Raw genomic sequence first — 24,553 nt, forward strand, 5'->3', positions numbered from 1 at the left:
CTGCCGTTTTAGACAGACGTCTGCGCCCGTCAGGCGCAAATCACCTATCAGTGGCGACCGCCTTCAAGATAGGCTGCACGCACTTCAGGGTTGGCCAGAAGCTCTTTACCAGACCCGCTCATCGTGACCTTGCCGTTGACCATGACATAGGCCCGGTCAGACAGCTTCAAGGCGGCGAACGCGTTCTGCTCGACAAGAAAGACGGTCAGCCCCTCTTCCTTGTTGAGCGTCTTTATCGCCTCGAAGATGCCCTTGACAATCAGGGGTGCCAAACCCAGCGACGGTTCATCCAGCAAAAGCAGCTTGGGACGCGACATCAAAGCGCGACCGATGGACAGCATCTGCTGCTCGCCGCCAGACAGCGTACCACCACGCTGGCTCTGACGTTCCTTCAGACGCGGGAACATCGTGAAAATCTTCTCGACGTCCTCCTTGAAGTATTTCAGATTATCCAGATTGGCGCCCATCTGAAGATTTTCCAGAACGGTCATGCGCGGGAAAATGCGACGCCCCTCCGGCGACTGCGCGATGCGCCGACGAGCAATGAGGTGTGTCGGAATTTTCGTGATGTCTTCGCCATCGAAAACCACCGAACCGGTGCGCGCCTGCGGGCTTCCGCAGATCGTCATCATCAGCGTCGACTTGCCGGCACCGTTGGCGCCGATCAGGCTGACGATTTCGCCTTTGTTCACTTCCACATCGACGCCCGCCAGCGCCCGAATGTTTCCATAATAGGTTTCGACGTTCTGGACTTTGAGAAGGGGTTCACCGGACATCAGACCGTTCCCCCAAGTTCTTCTGCAATCACTTCTTCCACTTCATCATCTTCGACACCCAGATAGGCGGCGATGACCTTCGGGTCGTTTTTCACATGGTCCGGCGTGCCATCGGAAATCTTCTGGCCGTATTCGAGAACCACGACGTGGTCTGAAATCTCCATCACCACCGACATATCGTGCTCGATGAGGAGCAGAGACGTGCCCTCAGCGCGAATGCCGCGCAACAGATTGTTGAGCGCCAGCGATTCCTTCGGGTTGAGACCTGCAGCGGGTTCGTCGAGGCATAGAAGCTCCGGTTCCGTACACATGGCGCGTGCAATTTCCAGACGACGCTGCCCGCCATAGGGAAGATCGCCAGCCGGATCGTCGGCACGATCCGTCAGATCGGCCTTATCGAGCCAGTATTTCGCCTTGTCGATGGCACCGGCAGCAGCCTTTTTATAGGCAGGCATGCCAAGCAGACCCAAGAACGTGTAGCCGGACGCCTTCATCAGCGCATTGTGTTGCGCAACCAGAAGATTTTCCAGCACGGTCAGGCCGGAAAACAAGCGAATGTTCTGGAAGGTCCGCGCGACCTTGGCTTTCTTTGTGATTTCGAAATCCGGCAGGCGTTCGAGAAGATGCTCCTCGCCCGTGGTCCGCCGCATCGTGATCATGCCCATCGTCGGCTTGTAAAAGCCGGTGATGCAGTTGAAGACGGTCGTTTTGCCTGCACCATTCGGACCAATCAACGCAGTGATCTCACCGCGCTTGGCTTCGAAGGAGAAGTCGTTGATCGCCATCAGACCACCGAACCGCATGGAAAGGTGTTCGACCTTGAGGATTGTGTCTTTTGTCATTTCAATGTTTCCGGAAGCCATCAGCCGTGACCTTCCTTGGTGAAGTCGCCGGAAATGGACTTGCGCTCTTTCAGGAAAGCCGTGGGTTCACGAGACCCGACAAAGCCACGTGGCTTGAACAGCATCACGATGACCATCGCCAGGCCGAACAGGAGCATACGGTAGAGTTCAGGCGTGAAATCAGGACCGAAGATATGCTTGAGAAATTCCATTTCGCGCAGCAACTCCGTGCCGCCGACCATGACGACGGCAGCAATGGCGATGCCTGTCAACGAGCCCATGCCGCCAAGAACGACGATCGCGAGGATGACGGCTGATTCGAGGAATACGAAGCTTTCCGGTGACACGAAACCCTGACGCGCCGCAAAGAACGATCCGGCAAAGCCACCGAACATCGCGCCCGTTGCAAAGGCTGTCAGCTTGGTCTTGACCGTATCGATACCGAGCGAGCGGCATGCGATTTCGTCTTCACGCAATGCCTCCCAAGCACGACCGATCGGCATGCGACGAAGCTTGATGGTGACGTAGGCCGTCAGCATGCACAGCAGCAGAATGACGTAGAACAGGAAGATCTTGTAATAGGACGAGGACATCGGCAACCCGAAGACCTTGGCGAAGTTGTTGGGAGCGCCGACATCGAAGGACCAGATACCGAAGACGGATGCCTTCGCGATGCCCGAAATACCGAATGTTCCCTTGGTGACCTCAGTCCAGTTCAACAGCACGAGGCGGATAATTTCACCGAAGGCCAGTGTGACGATCGCCAAATAGTCACCGCGCAGACGCAGGACCGGGAAGCCGAGGATAATGCCCCAGAACGCCGCCAGAATACCGGCCATGGGAAGCAGAACCCAGAACGACAGGCCAAAGTAGCTGGACAGCAATGCGTATGAATAGGCGCCAACCGCGTAAAAGGCGACGTAACCCAGATCCAGCAGGCCCGCGAGACCAACGACGATGTTCAGGCCCCATGCCAGCATGACGTAGATGAGGATCTGGATGCCGAAGTTGTCGACCAGCTTCAAAGAACCCTGGAACCCGAAGAGACCAACGGCGATGGCGGGGTAAATCAGCAGAAAGACGAGCGCAATCTTCAGGAAATGCTTGCGAAAGAAGCCTTTCTCTTCGGAAATTTCCAGAATGCCGGTCTTCGCCTTCGAAATCTTCCGTTTGTCCAAATGCGGACGCAAGAAGCCCACGACGAGAAACCGGCCGACGGCTGCAACTCCGACGAAGATGGCCAGAAGACCCCAGCGCGTGCCCCAGATCAACTGGTTGTTGATATCCTGATAGGTGACGATACCGACATAGAGGATGAACATCCCCAGCGACACGAGGCCAGCGAAGATGCCTTCCTTGACAGCCTGAACCATCAGGCTCGAGCCAGGCATATCCTTTTCGGAAGCGATATTTGCCATGATCTTAAACCTTCTCGACTTCTGGGCGACCCAGAATACCGGTCGGCTTGAAAATCAGCACGAATGCGAGGATGCCGAAGGCTGCGACGTCCTTGTAGGCGATGGAGAAATAGGCCGACCACAGGCTTTCGATGAGGCCGATCAGCAACCCACCCAGAACAGCGCCAGGAAGCGATCCGATGCCGCCGAGAACGGCTGCGGTAAACGCCTTGACGCCTGGAATGAAGCCGTCATTGAACGACGCAACGCCATAATACATCAGGTACATCGAACCGGCGACGGCGGCGAGTGCTGCGCCCATGACAAAGGTGATGGAAATCGTGCGGTCGACGTCAACACCCAAAAGGGCCGCCATCTTACGATCCTGCTCGGTTGCACGCTGCGCACGGCCAAGTGGCGTCTTGTTGACGATATACCAGAAAGCGAGCAGCAGAACCGAGGTGATCGCCACGATCAGCAACTGCTTCAGCGAAATGGTGATCGCACCAAAGTGGTACACGTCTGTCACGAGCGCCGGGATCGGCTTGTTGCGCGGGCCCTGCGTCACCTGAATGAAGTTGGACAATGCAATCGACATGCCGATGGCGGTGATCAAAGGCGCGAGGCGGAAGGAGCCGCGAAGAGGGCGGTACGCGACGCGCTCGATGGCCCAGTTCCACAGGCCAGTCATCAGCATTGCAACGACCATCATCACCAAAAGTAGGACCGCGACGGGGATACCGGCAAAAAAGGATGTGAGAACAAGGAAAACGATCAATGCAGCGAAACCGCCGAGCATGAAAATATCGCCATGGGCGAAGTTGATCATTCCAATAATGCCGTAAACCATCGTATAGCCAATCGCGATGAGGCCATAGATCGATCCAAGAGTCAGCCCGTTTATGAGCTGCTGGACAAAATACTCCATATCTTTCCCCCGGACCCATTCTCGATGGAACAGGTCTCGTTATGTTGCTTCCGGGGGCTGCATTTTCTGTCCCCCTTGACTAAAACCCATATCGCGTTCGGAAGAAATGTGAAGTCAAAAATCTGTAAAACAGCTTTTTATTTAGTGTTTCCACATTGAATGCCACCTGAGGGTTCACAAAGATCATATTTTTGGCAGGGAATGCTGTAAAAAGCGGCTCATCCTCATAAAATCCCAACTTGTTACCGCATATTTTCATGCCTTGGCGGCAGACTGGTTGCGTTGTAAACGGGGTTCTAAACGCTTATGTCGGATGCCAAATGTAACGCGTCCGGCGATCGGCAGAAGGATCTCGATGCTCGACATCTTAACAGCGGCCACATTGAAGGCTGGCAGAGAAATCATGGCGGTGCATGCGGCTGGTCCTCACGTGACGTACAAGAACGACTGTTCGCCCGTCACAGAGGCGGATCAGCGGGCGGAAGCCGTGATTCTGGCAGCACTTGCATTGAATTTCCCCAACATACCGGTCATTGCCGAAGAAGCAGCCTCCGCCGGCATCGTCCCCAAAGCCGAAGACGAGTTTTTTCTGGTGGACCCGCTTGATGGCACCAAGGAATTTATTGCCGGCAAGCAGGATTTTACGGTCAATATTGCGTTGGTGCGCAATGGAACGCCAGTCCTGGGCGTCGTCTACGCGCCAGCATTGAAAGTCATGTGGACCGGAGACGGCGAAGTCGCACGTAAGGTCCAAGTCACCGACGATTTTGAACCAAGCGACGTCCGCCACGTCCGTTGCCGGGCCAAGCCAACCATTCCGATTGCGGTCATCAGCCGCTCGCATTGCACGCCGAAGACCGAAGCTTTCGTGGCAGAACATGGTTTGATCGACAGCATCTCCATCGGCTCTTCGCTCAAATTCTGCATGCTGGCCGAAGGTGCTGCCGATGTGTATCCGCGCTTCAGCCGGACCATGATGTGGGATACGGCAGCTGGTGATGCCGTGCTACGCGCGGCAGGCGGCATAACGCTTGATATTGCAGGCCTTCCCTTGCGATACGAGGTTAAGGACAGCAACGAGGACGCACTCGCAAACCCTGATTTCATCGCTTGGGGCGCTGCACCTTAACGCGCAAAAATTATTTTTATTTTTTTCTCCACGGCTATCGGATGGCCACACAATCTCCCATGCAACGGAGATTGAGAAATGACCGAACAGACGTCGAGACTTGAACTACCCTACATATTGCCTTCTCAGGCGCAAAAACACGTGACGCATAACGAAGCTCTGCAAAAGTTGGACGCGGTCACACAACTGACCATTATCGGCGAAATCAACCAACCACCGCAAACGATGGAAGATGGCGATTGCTTCCTCATCGCTTCCGCACCCACTGGAGAATGGGAGAGACACGTGGAGAAACTTGGCCTGTGGCAGGACGACGCATGGGTCTACATCGTTCCGCGTGAAGGATGGCGTGCGTGGTTTATGGAAACCGGCCAGATGAGGGTGCTGAGCAATGGGACCTGGCAGGATATCCCCCTGCCAGCAACAGGCGCTTTCCAACAATTGGGCATCAACGCCTCTGCCGACACGCAAAACAGGCTCACGGTGGCATCACCGGCCAGCTTGTTCACCAATGCGGGCGGTGGGCACCAGATAAAGGTCAACAAGGCAGCGCCTACCGACACCGCATCGCTGCTGTTTCAATCCGGTTGGTCAGGCCGGGCCGAAATGGGATTGGCGGGAAACGACAGCTTTTCCATCAAGACGTCGGCAAATGGATCGGATTGGAAAACTGCACTCTCCATTTCCGGTACAGGCCAGGTCTCGATGCCGGAGCGTCCGCTCGTGCGGGCAGGACGCGCAGCAGAAACTGTTGCTCACACGGCTGGCACCATCTCCGGCTTCACGGACTTGCCTCTCCAGCAAGGCGGCTTTGCGCTGGGAAATATTGTGGTCGATGTGCTGAGGGATCTAGTGGTACCCGTGACAGGCCCTTATCTGATCACGTTATCACTGTCCGTCGTTACATCCTCAGGCCACACCGTCACACTCAGGATCAATGACGCCAACACTTCCTTTGCACTATCTGGTACCACGTCCGCTGAAAACAGTACGCAATCAGCAAGCTTCATTGTGTCGTTAAACGAGAAGGATCGCATCTCGCTAACGCATGGCGGCACGTGCCAATTGGATTACGGATCAGGAAAAACAGAACTCTTGATGGCGGCGCTTTAGAATTTCTTCTTCCGCGCCTGTCGCTTCCACAAAGCAAGCGGCAGGCGCGATCAGGTCGACCAAGATTCTAAGTCTAAGATAATATTATGAAATTCAGATATGGCGTTGCTGGACGTTATTGAGGCAAGAAATAATAAAATGATTTTTTTATTTTGGCACAAGAATCCAGCAAAGCTCGAACAAATCAGGCGAAACCATTCAAATTCTTAACAAAATGTCTCTGACTGCTTAGGTAATTTTTAAAGGTACGGCCCTAAAGTGCATCAGATATGGTCTTGAGTTTGTGTAGAGTGTCCAATGACCGAAATGATACGCCCACGAGTTAAATATGTCATCGGCCCCGATGGCAGCCCTCTGACGATTGCCGATTTGCCTCCTGCGGACACGCGCCGCTGGGTCATTCGTCGAAAGGCAGAGGTTGTCGCCGCGGTACGAGGAGGACTATTGAGCCTTGAGGAAGCCTGCGAACGTTATACACTGACAGTGGAGGAATTCCTCTCCTGGCAGTCTTCCATCAGTGACCACGGTCTTGCTGGCCTGCGCACAACGCGCATCCAGCAATACCGCCACTAGCTCTGTTGTTGCCCCGTCAAACGGGCATATCGATGGCAAAGAAATCAAGCGTCACCTTTCCCCGAGATTGTGGGGAATGCGTGGCGCTGATTTATTCTCGGTGACTAAAACGGGATCAGAACCAAAAGCCCGTTACCGTTCGCCCGTCCATCGGCAAGTCTTCAAAGCTGTGCAAACCGTCGAAGCGGACGATCGGGATATCCGCGACATCGGCAGGTTCGGCAAGGCGCAGGTTGACTGCGATCCTCAATCGGCCATCGTCCTCTGTCTTCGTCCTGCGCCATGAGACCAGATTGCCGCATGTCTTGCAGAAGTTAAAAGACAAGACATTTGAACCGCGCTGATATCCGACGAGCTGACCGTGCGGATCATCTATCGAGATGCCATGATGTTCATAATCATAGGCCCATAGAACGCCGTAACGGCGACACGCGGTGCAGTTGCAGATCGTGGCATCCGGTATTTCGCCCCGAAATTCCCAATGTACTTTCCCGCAGAGACAGGAACCCCGTGTCATTTTTCGTGCCATAGCTATTTTTGCGATGCCGCCCATGGATGCCCAACCTTCACGTATTAAGGTTGTGTAGCCGATCATCATCGACAAAGCACGCCGCATAAAAAAACCGCTCGTCCATCGAGCGGTTTTTTTTAAGATCCCGGAACAGGAATTTGCGCCGGGCAAATCTGACTGATTGCTTCCAGCGACAAGACGTGACGTCACGCCATTGAAAGCAGCCTCCTGATCCACTGGCCACCGTCAATGAGGACGTCTTCGTTTCTTAATTTATGCCTCAGGCGCGAGCGCGAATAGCAACGTCTCGGCTTTCAAGGGCTGCTGCCCGGTCGTATTCCGCCTGCACTTCTTCCAACACGGCTTCCGCCGCCTCTTCCTGCATCTTCAGTTCGCGAATGGAGACTTGAAGATTATCCGCGCGCTGACGAGCGGCCTTGGCGAAAGTCGGGTAGGCGAAATGCGACGGATCTGTGATTCCCGATTTGCTCTCCTCCAGAGAAATCTGATGGACCAACTCCTTGGCCATTCGTTCGAATTCGGACATCATCGACTGCAATTGTTGCAACTGACGACGTTTTTCGTTGACCTGAAATTCCTTCAGGCGAACTAGGCTGTCACGCGACTTCATACGCAATACTCCGTGGATAGCGAGACCCCGGTAAAAACTGGAACCGGCCCTTCACCCAGGCATGTGCCGGAATGATTATGAAAAGTTACCGGACGTTAATAAAAAATCGACGTCGTTAACCTTTCGTTTACGGGCATCGTTAATGATAAGGCAGATCATTTAAAGGTCGGTAAATGCCAAGCCCGAAAAACAACGGGCACGACAATGTAAGAGTCGGTTGAATCACTTAGCGGGATAACTTCACGCTATGGTTCATGTTTGGCGGTGCGGATTCACGTTGAATATCAGCAGACTGGAGCCATTATTTAATAAATTCTACACACCTTGCCAAAGGTAATTAGAATTTGTTAACCATTTGGTGGCAGCCTGCAAATCAGGCAACGACTGGATCCGTATCGCGCAAAAGGCAATCATTACCTTCCGCGGCGGCAAAGGGGATAATTATGCGGGTTCTATTGATCGAAGACGACAGCGCAACGGCTCAGAGCATTGAGCTGATGTTGAAGTCCGAAAGTTTCAACGTCTACACAACCGACCTCGGTGAGGAAGGCGTGGATCTTGGAAAGCTCTACGATTACGATATCATTCTTCTCGACCTCAACCTGCCCGACATGTCGGGTTACGAGGTTCTGAGAACGCTCCGTCTGTCCAAGGTCAAGACACCGATCCTCATTCTTTCCGGTATGGCCGGCATTGAAGACAAGGTTCGCGGTCTCGGTTTCGGCGCGGACGACTATATGACCAAGCCTTTCCACAAGGATGAGCTTGTTGCACGTATTCACGCCATCGTTCGCCGCTCAAAGGGCCACGCCCAGTCGGTTATCGCAACCGGCGAGCTCATTGTGAACCTTGATGCCAAGACGGTGGAAGTCGGCGGTCAACGCGTTCACCTGACCGGCAAGGAATACCAGATGCTGGAGCTTCTTTCGCTCCGCAAGGGCACCACGCTGACAAAGGAAATGTTCCTCAACCACCTCTATGGCGGCATGGATGAGCCAGAACTGAAGATTATCGACGTCTTCATCTGCAAATTGCGCAAGAAGCTGGCGAATGCCGCTGGCGGTGCAAACTATATCGAAACGGTTTGGGGCCGTGGATACGTTCTGCGCGAGCCGGACGCTGTAACCGAGTTCCTCGAAACAGCCTGATAGCCTCCCAAGCATGCCCGCATACAAAAAACCGCCCTCTCCGGCGGTTTTTTTGTCTCTACGAGCATGAAATTTCCGTCCGACCTCACAGAAAGTAGAGCCGATGCATTTCAGACCTGCCCGCGCGGACGATGCGGCGAGCCTGGCAGCCATCTCAGTCGAGGTCTGGATCGGTACCTATGTACGAAAAGGCGTTAATGCCGTCTTCGCCGAGCATGCGTTGAGCGAATTGACAGCAGCCAAATTCGAAGCCATCCTCGCAAGCGAGAGCGAAACCATCATTGTTTCTCAAAACGAGAATGGCATCGATGGCTTCATCCGCCTGTCATTTGACAGTCCTGCGCCAAACAGTGACGGCTGCGCAACGGAAATTCGCACCTTGTATGTTCAGCCGAGGCATCATGGGAGAAAACTTGGCTCGGGCCTATTGAACGAAGCACTACGCTTATGTTGGGCGCGGGATATCTCCGAGGTCTGGCTGACTGTCAATTCAGAGAACCATAAAGCAATCGATTTCTACAAAGCGTGCGGCTTCTCCCTTTCGGGGCAAACGCATTTCCGAATCGCGGATGAGGTCTATCTCAACGAGGTGATGAAGCGGGAAACCGTATGAGCCAGCCTGAATGCCAACAGGGCCGCCAGAGGCAGCCCCGATCACCATATCGTGTTGCGCTCGATCAGGCGGCGGCGTCGATGGTAAACGCCGTAAACACAATCCGGTCGTCGTGCACGGCATATTCAATCGTCATCCCAGCCTCATGCGCCATCAGAAGCGTATAATAAGGTTGTACGGAGTGGGCATCCACTGCCTCCTCTTCCGTGCCTTCAGACAGCGCCACGAATTTTGCGGGCAGACGCATCATGCGTCCCTTAACTGTGATTTCGAATCGGGCATCCGTCTCGGGGTCTTCAATCACGACATCCACGTTGCCACCGCGTGGAATAGCGCTGTAGGCAACGAGGAACAGGTTCAGCAGCATCTTGACCCGGTTCTTGGGCACGATGGCACGCGGACCGTTCCAGGTCACTTCGGCTTTCTTTTCGGCAGCGGCGAAATCCTTTGCTGCCTTTTCCGCCTCGCCCGTATCAATGGAGGCGCCAGCAGAACCGGATGCACCAAAAGCGAGGCGAGCGAATTTCAAACGAACCGAAGCGTTAATAGCCGATGTGCGGATAAGGTCCATCGCATCGGCGTCGGAGCCACCTTCATCCAACAGTTCCAATCCGTTGTTGATGGCGCCGACAGGAGAAATCACGTCATGGCATACGCGACTGCACAGAAGGGCTGCCAGATCCGGGCCTGATAGCGTCAGGTTTGGTTTGCTAGTCATAGAATTCTCTCCTGCGCAAGGGTTGCGCGGACCGTGTGGAAGTTATTAAGCCATAATGACACCATATTTGGTAAACCGATTGTTAATATCATGGTTTCAAAATGCCAAATGCCTTAACAGGGCAAAACGAACCAACAGACGGACGGACTTGACGATGCGATTTACCGAACTCCGCACCATTGTACGCCTGGGACTGGTAAAGATTTTCGTGGTACTCGCGAGCCTTTGCATTTTCTCAGGCCAGGCCTCTGCCCAAAGCAGTGACCAGTATTCATTTCAGGAAATCATTGACGCAGGCCACGGTTTCTTCGGTGAAACGACCGGTGGGCTAGCGAAGGTCGTTGAGCGTGCGTTTCAGCAATATGGACTGCCCAACGGCTACATTCTCGGACAGGAAGGTTCGGGTGCATTCGTTGCTGGCCTGACGTATGGCGAAGGCCAGCTTTACACCAAGAACGCCGGTCAGCATCCCGTTTTCTGGCAGGGCCCTTCGCTCGGACTGGATTACGGCGGCCAGGGCACACGTGCCATGATGCTGGTTTACAATCTTCCCGCAGTCGATTCGCTTTACCGTCGTTACGGCGGCGTCAGCGGCTCCGCCTTCATCGTCGCCGGGGTGGGCATGACCGTTTTGAAAAACAGCGATGTCACCATAGCTCCGATCAGAACTGGCATCGGCGCCCGTCTCGGCATCAATGTCGGCTACCTCAAGCTCACCCAGCAGCCCACCTGGAATCCATTCTGATTCGCAACATTAGCAAATTTGCGTAATATGAGCACCTTCGATCAGGTCTGGCGCAAGTTTGACATGAGATAATCGAAGGCTTGTATTAACAGGCCAAGACGTTGAAACGCCATCACCGATGGCCATCATTGCCTTTTGTGAGTGGAGACGACCCGCGTGATCGAATACGCCCTTCTTTTCGGACTCGGTTTTCTCTCCGCCATTCTGCTCGTTTCGCTGTTGGCGCCGTCGATCCATCGCCGCATCGTCGTTTATACAGAAAAGCGCTTGCGCGCGACGATGCCGATCAGCCCGCAGGAAGTGCGTGCACAGAAAGATATGGCGCGCGCGCTCTATGCGGCGGAAAATGCCCGCACCCGCCAGGAGTTGGACGCGGAACGTGAAAAAGCACATTCCCTGAAGTTCAGAAACGACAGCGCACTCAGCGACACGACGGCTCTTCTGGCCGAAGCGCGTGAACTGAAAAGCCAGCTCGAAACGCTGACACTGGAGGCAAGCGAGTTACGCGCCAAAGCCCGTCGCCACGAAGATGCATCCGCACGACTGAAGGCTGCCTTGAACGATGCCGAGGAAACCGCGATCTCCCGCACACAGGAAATTTCGAATCTCACCAAACGCGTCAGTGCCATTTCACGCGAACTCGATGACCTGAAAATAGCGCTGTCGGCCCGCGACATCGAAGTGGAACAGGCCAAACACAAGCTCGCGTCTTGGCGCAAAGAGCGCGAGACGATCACCAGGGAATTGGAAGAAGCGGCAGCACGGAACCGCGAAGCCGCTCACCAGATGACCCGCGAAAGCCGCAGGATTGCCAGGCTAGAAGAACAGCTTGCAACGGAAGCAGCGCGCAATGCCGACAATGAGACCCTGTTGGAACGTCGGACGCAGGAAATCAGCCGCCTGAAAGGTGTCACCACCGAAAACGATGAAAGCACCTTGCTCGAACCAGCCCAGACTGCAAAATTCCTGAACCAGACTACGGCCACGCCTGAGCAGATCGCGCGGGAAATCGAAGACATTCGTCATCAGGGAACCGCATTGACCGAGCGTTTGCTGAATGGCAAGGGCACTGGCAATGATGACGCGATCCGCAATGAGATTTCACAGATTGCCGCGCGCATGATCGCCTTGACCGCAGCCCAGGAGGGCACAACATCGACCTTGCCCTCGCTCATTTCGAATGTCTCGAGCAAAAGCAGCAGAAAAAACCTGGCGAGCCGTGCGAGCGACATCATGGCCGGGCAGAGGAACTAAGCTGTGGCGAGGCTGAAGAAAATTGATTGTTCGCATTAAAATTAAAGACCGATAAAATTGTAGCTATTGGCTTAAATCCCCCGAAAAGACTGGCCTGTAATGTCGTCATCACTGGCCCGGACAAGATGTCCAGCGCCAAAAGGACAAGCGGATAAGACCGGCAACAAGCTGGCCGACGCTCAAAAACAGGGTGTGACAATGCTGAAGAAACTCTTTGCTGCTGCCATCTGTGGTATCGTTATCGCCTCGATCACCAGCCATGCCGACGCGGCAGGCCCTGCCGGTTTCGCCCGTGGATTTTCAGCTGAGGAATATCGGGTTGTCGCATCTGTCGCGCCACTGAACAGCGCCGACAGGATCAACGTAACCCGCGACCAGACCATGTCCGCACTCGATCAATACTTTTCAGGCTTTGATCAATCGCGGGCCGCTGAGTAACCCCACATCATTTTCGAATCATGACTGACTTGCCGCCGCTTCCTCATGGAAGTGGCGGTTTTTTTCTTTCGGCCACGGCAATTCCGCCGAGTGTCAGCAGCAATGCGAGAATTTGATAGGGATGGAGCGTCTCGCCCAGAATCATGATGGACAGGAGCGTTCCGAAAACCGGAATAAGGTTGATGAAAAGCCCGGCGCGGTTGGGACCGATGCGCTCCACGCCGAGGATGAAGAATATCTGCGCAATGAGCGATGCAAACAGCGCCGTGTAGACTGTGATCATCCAACCCTTGGCATCGGGCCATATCGCTTCGTTCTGTGACACCTCCCATAACAGAAGCGGAATGGAGGACATCAGAGCAGCCATCGCCGGAATGGCCATCAGCGTACGCCAGTTCACCTTTGGTTTCCACCGCAGCATGACGGTGTAGATCGCATAGGCAAGGACGGCGAGCAGCATGATCGCATCACCAATGTTCACTTCCAGCGCCAAAAGGGAGATGAGATCGCCACGCGACGCAAGAAGCGCCACCCCCGTGATGGTCAGAATGAAACCGATAATCTGACCGGCAAAGATACGGGTCCGAAAAAGCGCAAAATTGAGCGCGAAAATCACCGTTGGAATGACCGCCTGAATAACGGCCACATTGACGGCCGAGGTGTATTTCAGTGCCGTGTAGAGCGTTGCGTTGAAGCAGGTGTAGCCGATAGCGCCCAATGCGAAGAAATAAGGCAGGCGCGTTTTCACCACCGGCCAGTCGCGCACAAGCTGCGGCAACGAAATGGCGGTGATAAGAGCAACAGCGATCGTCCACCTGAGACAGGTCAACACCATCGGGCTGATATGGCCCACCGCCATTTTTCCAGCTACGGCGTTTCCGCCCCAGCATAGCGTCGCGATGATCAAAACGAGATAGGCTTTCGATGACACGGAAACTTTGACCTTCAGCTCAACAACCGTCGTTGTTCTGCACCGCCGATTCGCGTTCCGCAAGGACGGATACCGCCACAAGAGACGAGCCCGAACCGAATTATGCCGGAAAAACAAGGTTTCACCCCATAAACAGGGTCGCTTTCCGCAAAACAACGCAGTATACATTCGCGGGTTTGAGTTAGGGGCGTTTCGACGCCAGGAGCAGGAAAGCAGCAAATGACGAATGTCGTGGTGGTCGGCTCGCAGTGGGGCGATGAAGGCAAAGGTAAGATCGTAGACTGGCTATCCGAGCGCGCCGACGTTGTCGTGCGCTACCAGGGTGGTCACAATGCAGGTCATACGCTTGTTATCGATGGCGTCAGCTACAAGCTGTCGCTTCTGCCGTCCGGCGTTGTTCGTCCCGGCAAGCTGGCCGTGATCGGCAATGGCGTCGTGGTCGATCCGCATGCGCTAATCGCGGAAATCGGCCGTCTCGACGCCCAGGGCGTGAAAGTGACACCTGAGAACCTGCGCATTGCAGACAATGCGACGCTCATTCTCTCGCTTCACCGCGAACTGGACGGCATGCGTGAAGACGCTGCCTCCAACAGCGGCACCAAGATCGGCACGACCCGCCGCGGCATCGGCCCGGCCTATGAAGACAAGGTTGGCCGTCGCGCCATCCGCGTCATGGATCTGGAAGACACCGACGCGCTTTCTGCCAAGGTGGACCGTATTCTGACGCACCACAATGCGCTTCGCCGGGGCTTTGGTGCAGCGGAAGTCAGCCATGAAACCATCATGCAGGAACTGACATCGGTTGCCGATCAGATTCTGCCCTTCAGCGAAACCGTATGGCTGCTGCTCGACAAGAAGCGCCGCGCAGGTGCGCGTATCCTGTTCGAAGGCGCGCAAGGATCGCTGCTCGATATCGATCACGGTACCTATCCCTATGTCACCTCGTCCAACACGGTTGCTGGGCAGGCCGCAGCAGGATCGGGCATGGGCCCAGGCTCGCTCGGCTATATCCTCGGCATCACCAAGGCTTACACGACGCGCGTCGGTGAAGGCCCCTTCCCCACGGAACTGCTCGATGAAGTCGGACAATTCCTTGGTGAAAAAGGCCATGAATTCGGCACCGTCACGGGCCGCAAGCGCCGTTGCGGCTGGTTTGACGCTGCACTGGTTCGTCAGTCTGTCGCTACCAACGGCATCACCGGCATAGCGCTCACCAAGCTGGACGTTCTCGACGGTCTGGAAGAGTTGAAAATCTGCGTCGGCTACAAGCTAGACGGACAGGAAGTCGACCATCTTCCGGCAAGCCAGGGCGCCCAAGCCCGCGTGGAACCCATCTACATCACCCTCGAAGGTTGGAAAGAATCCACTGTCGGTGCCCGTAAATGGGCGGATTTACCTGCTCAAGCTATCAAATATGTCCGTCAGGTCGAAGAGCTGATCGGAGCGCCGGTCGCTCTTCTCTCCACCAGTCCTGAGCGGGATGACACAATACTTGTGACTGATCCGTTTGAGGATTAATGTCCTCAGCGATCAAGTTTCATAAACCATATCGGGCCAGAACGTCATTGGCCTCGACGAGAAAGTGCTTATGGCGGATTTTGTAGCAGTCATTCGCAAGGCCGTGGATGGCTTAGCGAACAATACCCCCGAAAACCGGGTGAAGGTGTACGACAAGGCGCGTAGCGCTGTCGTGCGCCAGCTTGAAAACATGAAGCCGCGTCCGCCGGAAGAACTGCTGAAGCGGCAAATCCTAAAGCTCGACACCGCTATTGCCGAGGTAGAGGGCGAATATTCGGAGGCGCTTCCCGCCATCGATGAAGACGAAGACGATTTAGACGCCGCAGTAACACCGGTTGCGACGCCGCCCGCACCGGATGTCTCCTCGCCCTATTACGAAGAAACAGTTGCGGAAGAGCAGCGCGTCTATGAGGAAGCACCGGCACCGGTAGAGCCTCAGGGTTACACGCCGGTTGAGCCTGCTCCTGTCGAGCCTGAAACATACTATGAAGATCCAAAGGCTGAAGAGCCCCACGTCGCGCCGGTAGAAGACTACGTTCCTCGCGACCCTGAAGCGCCGACCTATTTTACGACGGCGACGGAAGAGGCGCGCTACACCCCGGCCCCTATCGAAGCTGAGGTAGGTCCTGCACCTAGCTCGGTGGAAAATGGAGACCATGCCCACCAAGACTGGGTTGGACAGGACAGCCCTGCCGAAGAGCGTTACGCATATCAGACTGAAGAGCCTGCTCATCAGCCCGTGGACGACCTTCATCAGGAACCGGCGCCACACGCCGATGAAAGCGGCGTATTCCACAAGAACACGCCCCAGCCCTATGATGCGAGCTACTCGGCCCCTTCGCCCTATTATCAGGATGTTGCTAAGGAGGAGCCTTATGCGGAAAAGCGGACCGACGACGTCCACTTCGGCGAAGCTCCGACCTTTGTAGATGACGATAAACTTTACCAAGATCAAAAACAGGAAGCACCAAAGCAGTCCACGGCTGTTGTCGAAGATTACTCGACCTATTTTCAAGACACGTCGCTCGATCTGACGACAAAATCCACCCCAAGCCTTCCCCGCGCAGACGAAGATCCCTTCGCACCGCAAGCGGGCAAAAAGGACGACAGGGAACGCACACCTTGGGACGATCTGGAAGAACTGATCGGTTACGATGGCACGTCCGGCAATACGACGGGTAATGCCAACAAGAATGATTTTGATTCTGGCATCTCTGCCGACGGCATTCCCGCGTCTGCCTACAGAACGAAGAAAAAGCAGAAGCGAAATTATGCTGGCATGGTTCTCGGCTTGTGTGGTGTCGTTCTTCTCGCTGGCGGCGCTTATGCTTTATGGATCAACCGCGATACGTTGAACGACATGGTTGGTGGCCTCGTACAATCAGCGAAAACCGGTACCAGCACTCCATCAACGCCATCGACAGAGACGGCATCCGCACCTGCAAATTCACCTGCGACCACGACACCACCTTCGCAAAGCGGGACCACGGGCCAGCAGCCGGCCGCGTCCAATACGCCTCCTGTTGATGATGGCTCTGTGACGGGCACTAAGTTCACCCAGCGCCTTCTGGCCAATGGTACGGAAAAAGACGAAGGGGCAGGTCCAGGGCCCAATGGCCAGCCTGTGACCGCCGAAGGCCAATCCGTCTACCAGCAGACGGAAGCTGTGCCCGAAGCGCCAGCTCAGACACCGGCTGCAGCAAGCGGAACGGTAACACCACCAGCCGGACAGGCAGCGCCTGCTCAACAGGCAGCTGCGGCAGCGGCCGGCCATCGCATGTTCCTCTACGAAGAGGTGCTCGGCCAGACTGTCCCGACGGCAATCGAAGGAACAGTGTCCTGGTCGCTGCAAAACGACGCGGACGCAGAGGGCAAGCCATCTGCAACCGTTCAGGGCCAGATCACCATCCCCGGACGTGGCCTGAGTGCCTTGATTACCTTCAAGCGCAACACCGATCCATCATTGCCCGCCAGCCATCTGGTCGAGATCGTCTTTTCGGTCGGAGCCGGCTTTGAAGGCGGCGCTATCGACAGCGTTCAGCGTATAGCCATGAAGAGCACAGAACAGGATCGCGGCAACGCATTGATCGCCGTTCCAGCAAAGATTACGGATGACTTCCACATGATCGCGCTGAACGACTTCCCGGATGCGTTGAAGACCAATCTGGAGCTCATGCGGACTCGTGACTGGATCGATATTCCAGTCTCATATCGCAATGGCCGCCGCGCACTTCTGACACTGCAAAAGGGTGCCGACGGCAAGGCCGCTTTCGATACGGCTCTGCGCGAGTGGAGCGCAGCCGCACCAGCAAGCAATCAGTGATAACATTCTCGTGAGTGTTGATATAAATGGAAAAAGCCCCGAATGTCTCCATTCGGGGCTTTTTTGCTAATAACGAAAGCGAGGGATGTAAGCCTCACGCGTCCACGACGCGCAGGGCTTTTGCGGTCTCGAGTGCGTCTTTCTGAACCGCTTCCTGAACTTTTTCGAAAGCTCGAACTTCGATCTGGCGAACACGCTCGCGGCTGATGTCGAATTCGGTCGACAACTCTTCCAATGTCACGGGGTCTTCAGACAGACGTCGAGCTTCGAAGATGCGGCGTTCGCGGTCGTTCAACACGCCCATGGCCTTGGCCAACATCCGGCGGCGTGTCTCCAGCTCGTCCTGCTGGATCAGCACCGTTTCCTGGCTTTCGTGATCATCGACCAGCCAGTCCTGCCACTGTCCTGCTTCGCCCTCCGCAGCCCGGATAGGCGCGTTCAGGGACGCATCGCCGTGGAGGCGGCGGTTCATCGAGATGACTTCCTCCTCGGAAACCTGAAGCTTGGTAGCGATCTCGGTCACATGCTCAGGCTTCAGATCACCCTCGTCGATAGCCTGGATCTTGCCCTTCAGACGGCGCAGATTAAAGAACAGGCGCTTCTGATTGGCCGTCGTACCCATTTTCACGAGAGACCACGAGCGCAGGATATATTCCTGGATGGACGCCTTGATCCACCACATCGCATAGGTCGCAAGACGGAAGCCGCGCTCTGGGTCAAATTTCTTGACCGCTTGCATCAGGCCGACATTGCCTTCCGACACGACTTCACCGATCGGCAGGCCATAGCCGCGATAGCCCATGGCGATCTTTGCCACAAGACGCAAATGGCTCGTCACAAGCCTGTGAGCTGCATCACGATCGCCGTGTTCGGCGTACCGTTTACCGAGCATGTATTCCTCTTGCGGCTCAAGCATCGGGAACTTGCGAATTTCGTCGAGATATCGATTGAGGCCGGCTTCACCGGCAGTAATCGAAGGCAAACTGTTGCGGGCCATAAAGCACCCCCTTATCTATGTTCCGGGCTGGCTCCCCTCGCAGGCAAACCAAATTTGCGTGTCGAACTCCGACCCCGCACGAACCCACATGACAAATATGTATTGGAAACCCACGTTTCAAGCGCGCGCAATTGAAATGCGCGTTACAGAATAATGTCGCTCCAGTCTGCTGTTAAAAACAAATCAGCGATAAATTCGTTCCGAAAAATTCGTGAGCCCGGAACGGATCATCAACTCATAGATCATACGGCGACCCATGGGGTTGTGCAGGCGCGTAACTTTCGACCCCAAGAACTCCGTTTCCACATGATCGAATGCCAACAATTCCGGTGATTGCAGCACGACCTGCTGATAGTAGTCGTGATACTCGCGACGGCAGACATAGGTCTTGTATTTGGTCATGCAAAAGGCGCTAAAACGGTCGCCCTGCGCACGGAGAAAGTCAGAAACGCCAACGGTCACTTCGGGCCATTGCGGATTGAAGGTATCGTCGAAAGCAATAACCCCGTGATCTGCTAGAACCTCCATCGCAAGTTTGCTGTCAGCCAGAACGTGATGCAGCATATGGCCACCGTCGACGCTGAAAAAACGGACTTTTCCGACTTTCTCCAGCACTTCCTCCGGGTTGAGTTGCGTGCTGTCGCCCTTAATGACGAGGTCTTCGTCGACCCGCAAATCCAGACGCTTGCCATTGTCTATAAAGCGCTCGTACTGGCGACTTTCGCCATCGCCATCTTCGAGATCGAAAAGGTCTACCGCAAGAACACGGCAATCATCGCCAACCGCTTTTCGCAGGAGAAAATAGGAGCGCCCATAAAACACGCCGATTTCGGCGACGCCCCCCTCGAAAGCCCTTTTCTGCTGGGCATGCAGTAGCGACGTGAACACGAGGGCGTCAGGCGGATCAATATAGCCTTCTATTTTTTGTAGATCATGAAAGATGAATTTACGGTCATTAACATTCACGGCGATCAACCCCTAGTTTAAGCATTTTAACGAACAGGTTGCAAAGTAGATTTCAACCATCGGCTGCCTACCGCCGGAGGGAATACTGGCTTCGACTGAACGCTTTATTGCAATGCAAAAAAATAGGAGTAATTGAAGCAAAAATGAGACTGTAATACAGATCGTTTATTTACGTAATTATCATAAACTAATGTATAAGTGTAATTTAATGCTTACGAAAATTTTTGACGAGAAAAGCCACTCGGGGGACTGACGTCTCCCGGAGTGACTGTGTTGGTATTTGGGCAATTTCAGGCTCGAAGGGCCTGCGCCAGCTCTTCCATATCGGCTGGCATATCTGTTTCGAACTCCATGACCTCGCCTGTGCGGGGGTGTTCGAAAGCGAGCAGGTAAGCATGCAGGGCCTGCCGCGGGAACCGGTTGACCACCTCTTTCGCCTCGTCCGGCAACAGGTTGGCCTTGGTGCGGAAGGCCGCACCATATTCAGGATCACCGATCAGCGGATGGCCGATATGCGCCATGTGAACGCGGATCTGATGGGTCCGCCCGGTTTCGAGACGGCATTCCACCAAAGAGGCGAGGCAGGTCGCATCCGGCTTCTCGTGATAGCGCTCGACGACTTCATAATGTGTGATGGCCTCACGCGCATCGTCTGTATCCTCCCGCTTGACGGCGCGTTTGGTTCGGTCAGCACCCCGGCCCAAAGCTGCATCGATCGTGCCCCGCAAGGTCTTGGGGCGGCCCCAGACAATCGCCTTATAGGCGCGTTCCAGCGGCCCGGTGCGACCGTGGTCTGCAAATTGGGCGGCGAGCTTGCGGTGGGCGTTGTCGTTTTTGGCCACGACCATGACACCACTGGTTTCCTTGTCCAAGCGGTGAACAATGCCAGGGCGCTTGACGCCGCCAATACCCGAGAGACTATTGCCACAATGGTGGATCAGCGCGTTGACAAGCGTTCCCGTCCAGTTACCGGCGCCGGGGTGCACGACGAGACCAGCCGGCTTTAGTAGCACGATCAGGTCTTCGTCCTCGTACTCCACGTCGAGCGGAATATCCTCGCCCTTGGGTTCCGGATCTTCCGGTTCCGGCATGGTGATCTCGATGCGATCGCCGGGATGGACCTTCTTTTTGGGCTCGGTCACAGGCTTTTCGTTGAGGAGAACTGCGCCCTGCTCGATCAAGGCCTTGATGCGGCTGCGCGACAGATCGCCTTCGACTTCGGCTGCGAGCCACGCATCGAGGCGGCCCTCGGCGTTTTCCCCGGCAATCAGGACTTTCCTTGCGTCTCCGCCTTGTTTAAAGGGGTCGTTCATTCTTATGTTCCGATCAATCAACAATATCCAAGGATCCCGATGACGCAGATCGAGCAAGCCGAACAGGACGACCAGCCGTTAGACCCGGCCATGGAAAAAGTTCGCCGCAAGATGATCCGTTTGCAGATCGTGTCGGGCGCCGTAATGTTCATCAGCCTTATGGCTGTCTTCGGTGCGGTTGTCTACAAGGCGGTCGGTCCATCCAGGACCACGACGACAGCCACGACGAATGCAGTCCCATCCGACGCGCCGGTTGCTGCCACTGCCAGCTTGCCGCAAGGCTTTACCATCGAGACCGTCTCGTTTGCCAACGGCGATATGCTGTTCTACGGACGGCTCGCCAACGGCACACGCAAGGCACTGGTGTTCAACGTACAGGCTGGCCGTTTCGTGGCAGACATCACCATCGATGCCCGGTGATCTTGCTCTTAACCCGATCACCGAAGCAAACGATCCACGCATCGCCGTCTTTCGCGACATCCGTGAGCGTGACCTGACCGGCAGGCATGGTCGTTTCATTGTCGAAGGCACCGTCGTGCTGCGCATGTTGGCTCAGGCGCACAAGGCCGGTCTCGATTTTGAGGCTGAAAGCATCCTGATCCTCGAAAATCGTCTTGCGGGAGTGGCGGAGATTCTGAGCGAATTTCCGTCTGAAGTACCGATCTACGTGGCCAACGCATCGGTGCTGGACGAGATCGTCGGCTTCAACCTGCATCGCGGCATTCTGGCGCTTGGAAAGCGCAAGAGCGAGACAGACCTGGCGGCAACCATCGGCCGATTGCCGCAATCATCCCTCGTGCTCGTCGGCTGCGGTATTTCCAACCACGACAATCTCGGTTCCATGTTCCGGAATGCAGCGGCCTTCTACGCAGATGCCGTCTTCATGGATAGCACCTGCTGCGATCCGCTTTATCGGAAGTCGCTGCGCGTCTCGGTCGGCTCGGTGTTGTCCGTACCCTATCATCGTGGCGGCGATGCAGTCGAATTGCTGGAAACACTGGCAGCAAAAGATTTCGACATTTGGAGCCTATCCCCCGCAGGCACTAAGGAAATCAGGGAGATACCAGCTTCCAACCGCATGGCCCTCGTCATAGGCACGGAAGGCGATGGCCTTCCGCCGGACGTTCTGAGCCGTTTCCACACCGCTCGCATTGCCCAGTCGCCGCAACTGGACAGCTTGAATGCCGGTACCGCCTCAGGGCTGGCACTCTACCAAATGGCAAGCACTATCGGCCGTATCTGATTGTCAACAAAACCTTAACAGATCGCATTTGTATTAACCTTGTCTCAAAACCGAGCGTTAACATTTACAATTTAGTAATGGGCGGAACGAGAGGTTTCGCGATGCGTGGCGTATTTGTCGTCGTTTTTCTTTTGACTGTTCTGGCTGGCTGCGCGACAGCGCCGTCGCAGATTAGCAATGCCTGTGCGATCTTCGAACAGCGAAACGGCATCTTCAACAACTGGAAGAAAGATGCGCAGGCGGCAGAACGGGAGTTCGGCGTGCCGGTGCCGGTCATGATGGCCACCATCTACACCGAATCCAGCTTCCAGCCCTACGCCCGTCCGCCTCGCAACAAACTCTTCGGCTTCATTCCCTGGGGACGCAAATCAACCGCCTATGGCTATGCGCAGGCGCTGGATGGCACATGGAAGGTTTATCAGCGCGAAACCGGACGCTGGAACGCCAGCCGCACGGATTTCACGGACGCCATTCACTTCGTCGGCTGGTACCATGCCAAGAGCAACCGCCAGAACGGCATTGCGCTCAACGATCCCTACAATCTTTACCTGGCCTATTATTCCGGACATACGGGCTATGCGAATGGCGTCTGGCGCAGCAATACCGCTATCAAGAATGCGGCCCGCCGCTCTGCCAACATTGCGATGCGTTACGAGAAGCAGTTGCAGGATTGCGGCTACCGGTAGACATGTCGCAATCTCCGGCGCACCGTGTGCTTAAAGCGGATTCGCATATCGTGCGCCCTTAGATGGCGGCCATGGCATCCTCGGACTTGGCCCGAGGATGCCGGCGGCGGGTTTGGCCAAAACTATCTTGAACACCTACACGTATCGCGCCAGAAACGCCTTCGCCGCCTCAATCTCATTCCCGCGAATTTCATGGCCGCCAGAGTGCCACTCCATCTCAACCTCACCGCCCTGGGCTTTCAGGTAGTCCACCAGACCGTTGGTCAGGGGCACGGGGCAGATCGGATCACGTTCGCCCGCCGTGATCAGCACCCGTCGTGAGGCAGGTGCGGGTGCAGGTTTCGGCTCGAACGGGATCAGCGGGTGCATCAACACCGCGGCATCGAACAGATCAGGAAACTCGATCAGTGTATTGGCCAGAATATTCGCACCGTTGGAAAAACCGAGGCCCAGTACGAGACCTGACGCATGATAATCGCGGTTGGCTTTGACGAAGGCCGCCATTTGCTGCGTGGCACGACTGAGATCGGCCATATCGTAGACGCCTTCGGCCGTCCTGCGGAAGAAGCGTGCGGCACCGAATTCCGAAACGTCGCCACGGGGCGAAATGATGGTCGCGCTTGGCAACAGCCGGGTACCGAAATCGAAGAACTGGTTCTCGTCCCCGCCCGTGCCGTGAAAGACGAAAAATGCTGGCTGGCCCGGCGCACCGGCGCGAACCTTGTGGGAATAAGCATCTTTGCTCATGGCAATATCTCCTGAGAACGACCTGCGGCGCTCAAGCCGCAGGCATCCTCTTCTTTTCGAAAAAAATCAGTTTTCAAGCGACTCGAGATGTTGCTCAAGCGTCGCGCGCAGATGTGCGTGCTGCGGTGGCAACTGCAGTGCCTCGCCCAGATGTGCCGTGTCCTCGTCCCGGTCGAAACCGGGCTCGTTGGTGGCGATTTCAAACAGCACGCCACCGGGTGTGCGGAAATAGATAGCCCAGAAGTAATCGCGGTCGATGACCGGCGTGACCTGATAACCCGTATCCAGGAGAGCTTTCCGCACCTCAAGCTGCGTCTGACGATTATCGACGGCGAATGCGATGTGGTGAACCGAACCGGCCCCTAGACGCGCGCCAGAAATATTCGGCATCGTCTCTATGTCGATAAAATCGGCACCATTGCCGCCGGGCATGCCCAACCGCAGCACACCATCCTGCCGGTCGACCTCCTGATAACCCATGAATTTCAGAAGTTCAGCGGTAGCCCCCTCATCCGCAAGCCGCAGAGATGCACCTTGAAAACCCCTGATGGCCTGGTCTTCACCAACGCCATTGCCCGTCCACTGCGCCCGTGCGTCATCCTTGATTTCGACAAGCGCAAAACCATCACCGTCGGGACCCGCAAAATGCAGGCGCTTGTTACCAAAGGCGTCATCGACTTTCAAACCGTCCACATTGGCTTTGGAAAAGCGGTCCTGCCAATAGGCAAGCGAACCCTCGGGCACAGAGAACAACGTCGTGCCAACTTCGCCGGTGCCTTGGCGACCGCGTGCAATGTGTGGGAACGGGAAGTAGGTCATGACGGAGCCGGGCGTGCCGACCTCATCGCCATAATAGAGGTGGTAAACGTCCGGCGCATCGAAGTTGACGGTCTTCTTAACCCGGCGCAGGCCAAGCGTGTCCGTGAAGAAACGGTTGTTCCCACTTGCACTCGCTGCCATGGATGTGACGTGATGCAGACCTCTGATCTGGTTCAACATTTTAAACCCTCCGA

The 24,553-nt window shown here is 55.5% G+C and carries 26 protein-coding genes; 13 read left to right on the forward strand and 13 right to left on the reverse strand.

Annotation, left to right across the window (positions count from 1 at the left end; all coding sequences use genetic code 11):
* Window positions 1–47 precede the first annotated feature (47 nt).
* Genes RMR21_RS11255 through RMR21_RS11270 form a run of 4 tightly spaced genes read right to left on the reverse strand, consistent with a single transcriptional unit; the run spans window position 48 to window position 3,943 of the window.
* Entirely contained in the window at window positions 48–776 is a 729-nt protein-coding gene (locus RMR21_RS11255) for an ABC transporter ATP-binding protein (protein ID WP_498668104.1), read from the reverse strand.
* On the reverse strand, window positions 776–1,639 hold the full coding sequence (locus RMR21_RS11260; RefSeq protein ID WP_498668105.1) for an ABC transporter ATP-binding protein: 864 nt from the start codon (window positions 1,637–1,639) through the stop codon (window positions 776–778). The genes RMR21_RS11255 and RMR21_RS11260 overlap by 1 nt, the downstream gene beginning before the upstream one ends.
* Window positions 1,639–3,036, reverse strand: coding sequence for a high-affinity branched-chain amino acid ABC transporter permease LivM (gene livM, locus RMR21_RS11265; RefSeq protein WP_498668106.1), 1,398 nt, complete (start codon window positions 3,034–3,036; stop codon window positions 1,639–1,641). The genes RMR21_RS11260 and livM overlap by 1 nt, the downstream gene beginning before the upstream one ends.
* A 4-nt stretch (window positions 3,037–3,040) precedes the next feature.
* Window positions 3,041–3,943 (reverse strand): branched-chain amino acid ABC transporter permease, encoded by a 903-nt coding sequence (locus RMR21_RS11270; RefSeq protein WP_498668107.1) that lies wholly within the window; start codon window positions 3,941–3,943, stop codon window positions 3,041–3,043.
* A gap of 355 nt (window positions 3,944–4,298) precedes the next feature.
* Between RMR21_RS11270 and cysQ the strand changes: the two genes are divergently transcribed.
* The 3 genes from cysQ to sciP all read left to right on the forward strand — a co-directional run bounded on the left by cysQ (window position 4,299) and on the right by sciP (window position 6,758).
* Entirely contained in the window at window positions 4,299–5,072 is a 774-nt protein-coding gene (gene cysQ, locus RMR21_RS11275) for a 3'(2'),5'-bisphosphate nucleotidase CysQ (RefSeq protein ID WP_498668108.1), read from the forward strand.
* A 78-nt stretch (window positions 5,073–5,150) separates the two neighbouring features.
* Window positions 5,151–6,185, forward strand: coding sequence for a DUF2793 domain-containing protein (locus RMR21_RS11280; protein WP_498668109.1), 1,035 nt, complete (start codon window positions 5,151–5,153; stop codon window positions 6,183–6,185).
* Window positions 6,186–6,482: 297 nt separating this feature from the next.
* Window positions 6,483–6,758 (forward strand): CtrA inhibitor SciP, encoded by a 276-nt coding sequence (gene sciP / locus RMR21_RS11285; RefSeq protein ID WP_027675777.1) that lies wholly within the window; start codon window positions 6,483–6,485, stop codon window positions 6,756–6,758.
* Between the two features lie 115 nt (window positions 6,759–6,873).
* On the opposite strand, the gene RMR21_RS11290 is transcribed toward sciP, so the two are convergent.
* Window positions 6,874–7,506: a GFA family protein gene (locus tag RMR21_RS11290; RefSeq protein WP_498668110.1), complete on the reverse strand. Its 633-nt coding sequence runs from the start codon at window positions 7,504–7,506 to the stop codon at window positions 6,874–6,876.
* A 43-nt stretch (window positions 7,507–7,549) separates the two neighbouring features.
* Window positions 7,550–7,900, reverse strand: coding sequence for a hypothetical protein (locus tag RMR21_RS11295; RefSeq protein ID WP_045228529.1), 351 nt, complete (start codon window positions 7,898–7,900; stop codon window positions 7,550–7,552).
* A gap of 443 nt (window positions 7,901–8,343) precedes the next feature.
* On the opposite strand from RMR21_RS11295, the gene ctrA reads away from it, so the two are divergent.
* A complete protein-coding gene (gene ctrA, locus RMR21_RS11300; RefSeq protein WP_183895790.1) occupies window positions 8,344–9,048 on the forward strand; it encodes a response regulator transcription factor CtrA in 705 nt (234 codons plus the stop codon).
* A gap of 220 nt (window positions 9,049–9,268) precedes the next feature.
* Entirely contained in the window at window positions 9,269–9,661 is a 393-nt protein-coding gene (locus RMR21_RS11305; RefSeq protein ID WP_498668111.1) for a GNAT family N-acetyltransferase, read from the forward strand.
* A 64-nt stretch (window positions 9,662–9,725) separates the two neighbouring features.
* Here RMR21_RS11305 and chpT read toward each other — a convergent pair whose 3' ends face one another.
* Window positions 9,726–10,379, reverse strand: a complete 654-nt coding sequence (gene chpT / locus RMR21_RS11310) for a histidine phosphotransferase ChpT (RefSeq protein ID WP_498668112.1) — start codon at window positions 10,377–10,379, stop codon at window positions 9,726–9,728.
* Between the two features lie 148 nt (window positions 10,380–10,527).
* Between chpT and RMR21_RS11315 the strand changes: the two genes are divergently transcribed.
* From RMR21_RS11315 to RMR21_RS11325, 3 genes are all read left to right on the forward strand, one after another.
* Complete coding sequence (locus tag RMR21_RS11315; protein WP_498668113.1) at window positions 10,528–11,124, forward strand: DUF1134 domain-containing protein; 597 nt, start codon at window positions 10,528–10,530, stop codon at window positions 11,122–11,124.
* A gap of 156 nt (window positions 11,125–11,280) precedes the next feature.
* Entirely contained in the window at window positions 11,281–12,378 is a 1,098-nt protein-coding gene (locus RMR21_RS11320; RefSeq protein ID WP_498668114.1) for a coiled-coil domain-containing protein, read from the forward strand.
* A 198-nt stretch (window positions 12,379–12,576) separates the two neighbouring features.
* Window positions 12,577–12,816 carry a hypothetical protein gene (locus tag RMR21_RS11325; RefSeq protein ID WP_498668115.1) on the forward strand — a complete coding sequence of 80 codons (240 nt, stop codon included), beginning with the start codon at window positions 12,577–12,579 and terminating at the stop codon, window positions 12,814–12,816.
* A gap of 43 nt (window positions 12,817–12,859) precedes the next feature.
* On the opposite strand, the gene RMR21_RS11330 is transcribed toward RMR21_RS11325, so the two are convergent.
* Window positions 12,860–13,747, reverse strand: a complete 888-nt coding sequence (locus RMR21_RS11330) for a DMT family transporter (RefSeq protein WP_498668116.1) — start codon at window positions 13,745–13,747, stop codon at window positions 12,860–12,862.
* Window positions 13,748–13,966: 219 nt separating this feature from the next.
* Between RMR21_RS11330 and RMR21_RS11335 the strand changes: the two genes are divergently transcribed.
* Both RMR21_RS11335 and RMR21_RS11340 read left to right on the forward strand, forming a co-directional pair.
* Window positions 13,967–15,265, forward strand: coding sequence for an adenylosuccinate synthase (locus RMR21_RS11335; protein ID WP_498668117.1), 1,299 nt, complete (start codon window positions 13,967–13,969; stop codon window positions 15,263–15,265).
* A gap of 70 nt (window positions 15,266–15,335) precedes the next feature.
* Complete coding sequence (locus RMR21_RS11340) at window positions 15,336–17,588, forward strand: hypothetical protein (RefSeq protein ID WP_498668118.1); 2,253 nt, start codon at window positions 15,336–15,338, stop codon at window positions 17,586–17,588.
* Window positions 17,589–17,682: 94 nt separating this feature from the next.
* Here RMR21_RS11340 and rpoH read toward each other — a convergent pair whose 3' ends face one another.
* The 3 genes from rpoH to RMR21_RS11355 all read right to left on the reverse strand — a co-directional run bounded on the left by rpoH (window position 17,683) and on the right by RMR21_RS11355 (window position 20,864).
* The gene (rpoH, locus tag RMR21_RS11345) at window positions 17,683–18,585 is read right to left on the reverse strand and encodes an RNA polymerase sigma factor RpoH (protein ID WP_498668119.1); all 903 of its coding nucleotides are present in this window, start codon (window positions 18,583–18,585) and stop codon (window positions 17,683–17,685) included.
* 183 nt (window positions 18,586–18,768) lie between these two features.
* Window positions 18,769–19,551, reverse strand: a complete 783-nt coding sequence (locus RMR21_RS11350; RefSeq protein WP_498668120.1) for a class I SAM-dependent methyltransferase — start codon at window positions 19,549–19,551, stop codon at window positions 18,769–18,771.
* A gap of 290 nt (window positions 19,552–19,841) precedes the next feature.
* Window positions 19,842–20,864 (reverse strand): RluA family pseudouridine synthase, encoded by a 1,023-nt coding sequence (locus RMR21_RS11355; RefSeq protein WP_498668121.1) that lies wholly within the window; start codon window positions 20,862–20,864, stop codon window positions 19,842–19,844.
* A gap of 39 nt (window positions 20,865–20,903) precedes the next feature.
* On the opposite strand from RMR21_RS11355, the gene RMR21_RS11360 reads away from it, so the two are divergent.
* The 3 genes from RMR21_RS11360 (at window position 20,904) to RMR21_RS11370 (ending at window position 22,793) form a co-directional block, all read left to right on the forward strand.
* Window positions 20,904–21,284: a hypothetical protein gene (locus RMR21_RS11360; protein WP_498668122.1), complete on the forward strand. Its 381-nt coding sequence runs from the start codon at window positions 20,904–20,906 to the stop codon at window positions 21,282–21,284.
* Window positions 21,274–22,107, forward strand: a complete 834-nt coding sequence (locus RMR21_RS11365; protein WP_498668123.1) for a TrmH family RNA methyltransferase — start codon at window positions 21,274–21,276, stop codon at window positions 22,105–22,107. The genes RMR21_RS11360 and RMR21_RS11365 overlap by 11 nt, the downstream gene beginning before the upstream one ends.
* Before the next feature lie 101 nt (window positions 22,108–22,208).
* Window positions 22,209–22,793, forward strand: a complete 585-nt coding sequence (locus RMR21_RS11370) for a transglycosylase SLT domain-containing protein (protein WP_498668124.1) — start codon at window positions 22,209–22,211, stop codon at window positions 22,791–22,793.
* A gap of 135 nt (window positions 22,794–22,928) precedes the next feature.
* Here the strand turns inward: RMR21_RS11370 and RMR21_RS11375 are convergent, their stop codons facing one another.
* Both RMR21_RS11375 and RMR21_RS11380 read right to left on the reverse strand, forming a co-directional pair.
* Complete coding sequence (locus tag RMR21_RS11375; protein ID WP_498668125.1) at window positions 22,929–23,540, reverse strand: alpha/beta hydrolase; 612 nt, start codon at window positions 23,538–23,540, stop codon at window positions 22,929–22,931.
* A gap of 66 nt (window positions 23,541–23,606) precedes the next feature.
* Window positions 23,607–24,539, reverse strand: coding sequence for a VOC family protein (locus RMR21_RS11380; RefSeq protein WP_498668126.1), 933 nt, complete (start codon window positions 24,537–24,539; stop codon window positions 23,607–23,609).
* Between the last annotated feature and the right edge of the window lie 14 nt (window positions 24,540–24,553).

Source organism: Agrobacterium sp. rho-8.1, assembly GCF_033957725.1.
Taxonomy (GTDB): Bacteria; Pseudomonadota; Alphaproteobacteria; order Rhizobiales; family Rhizobiaceae; genus Agrobacterium.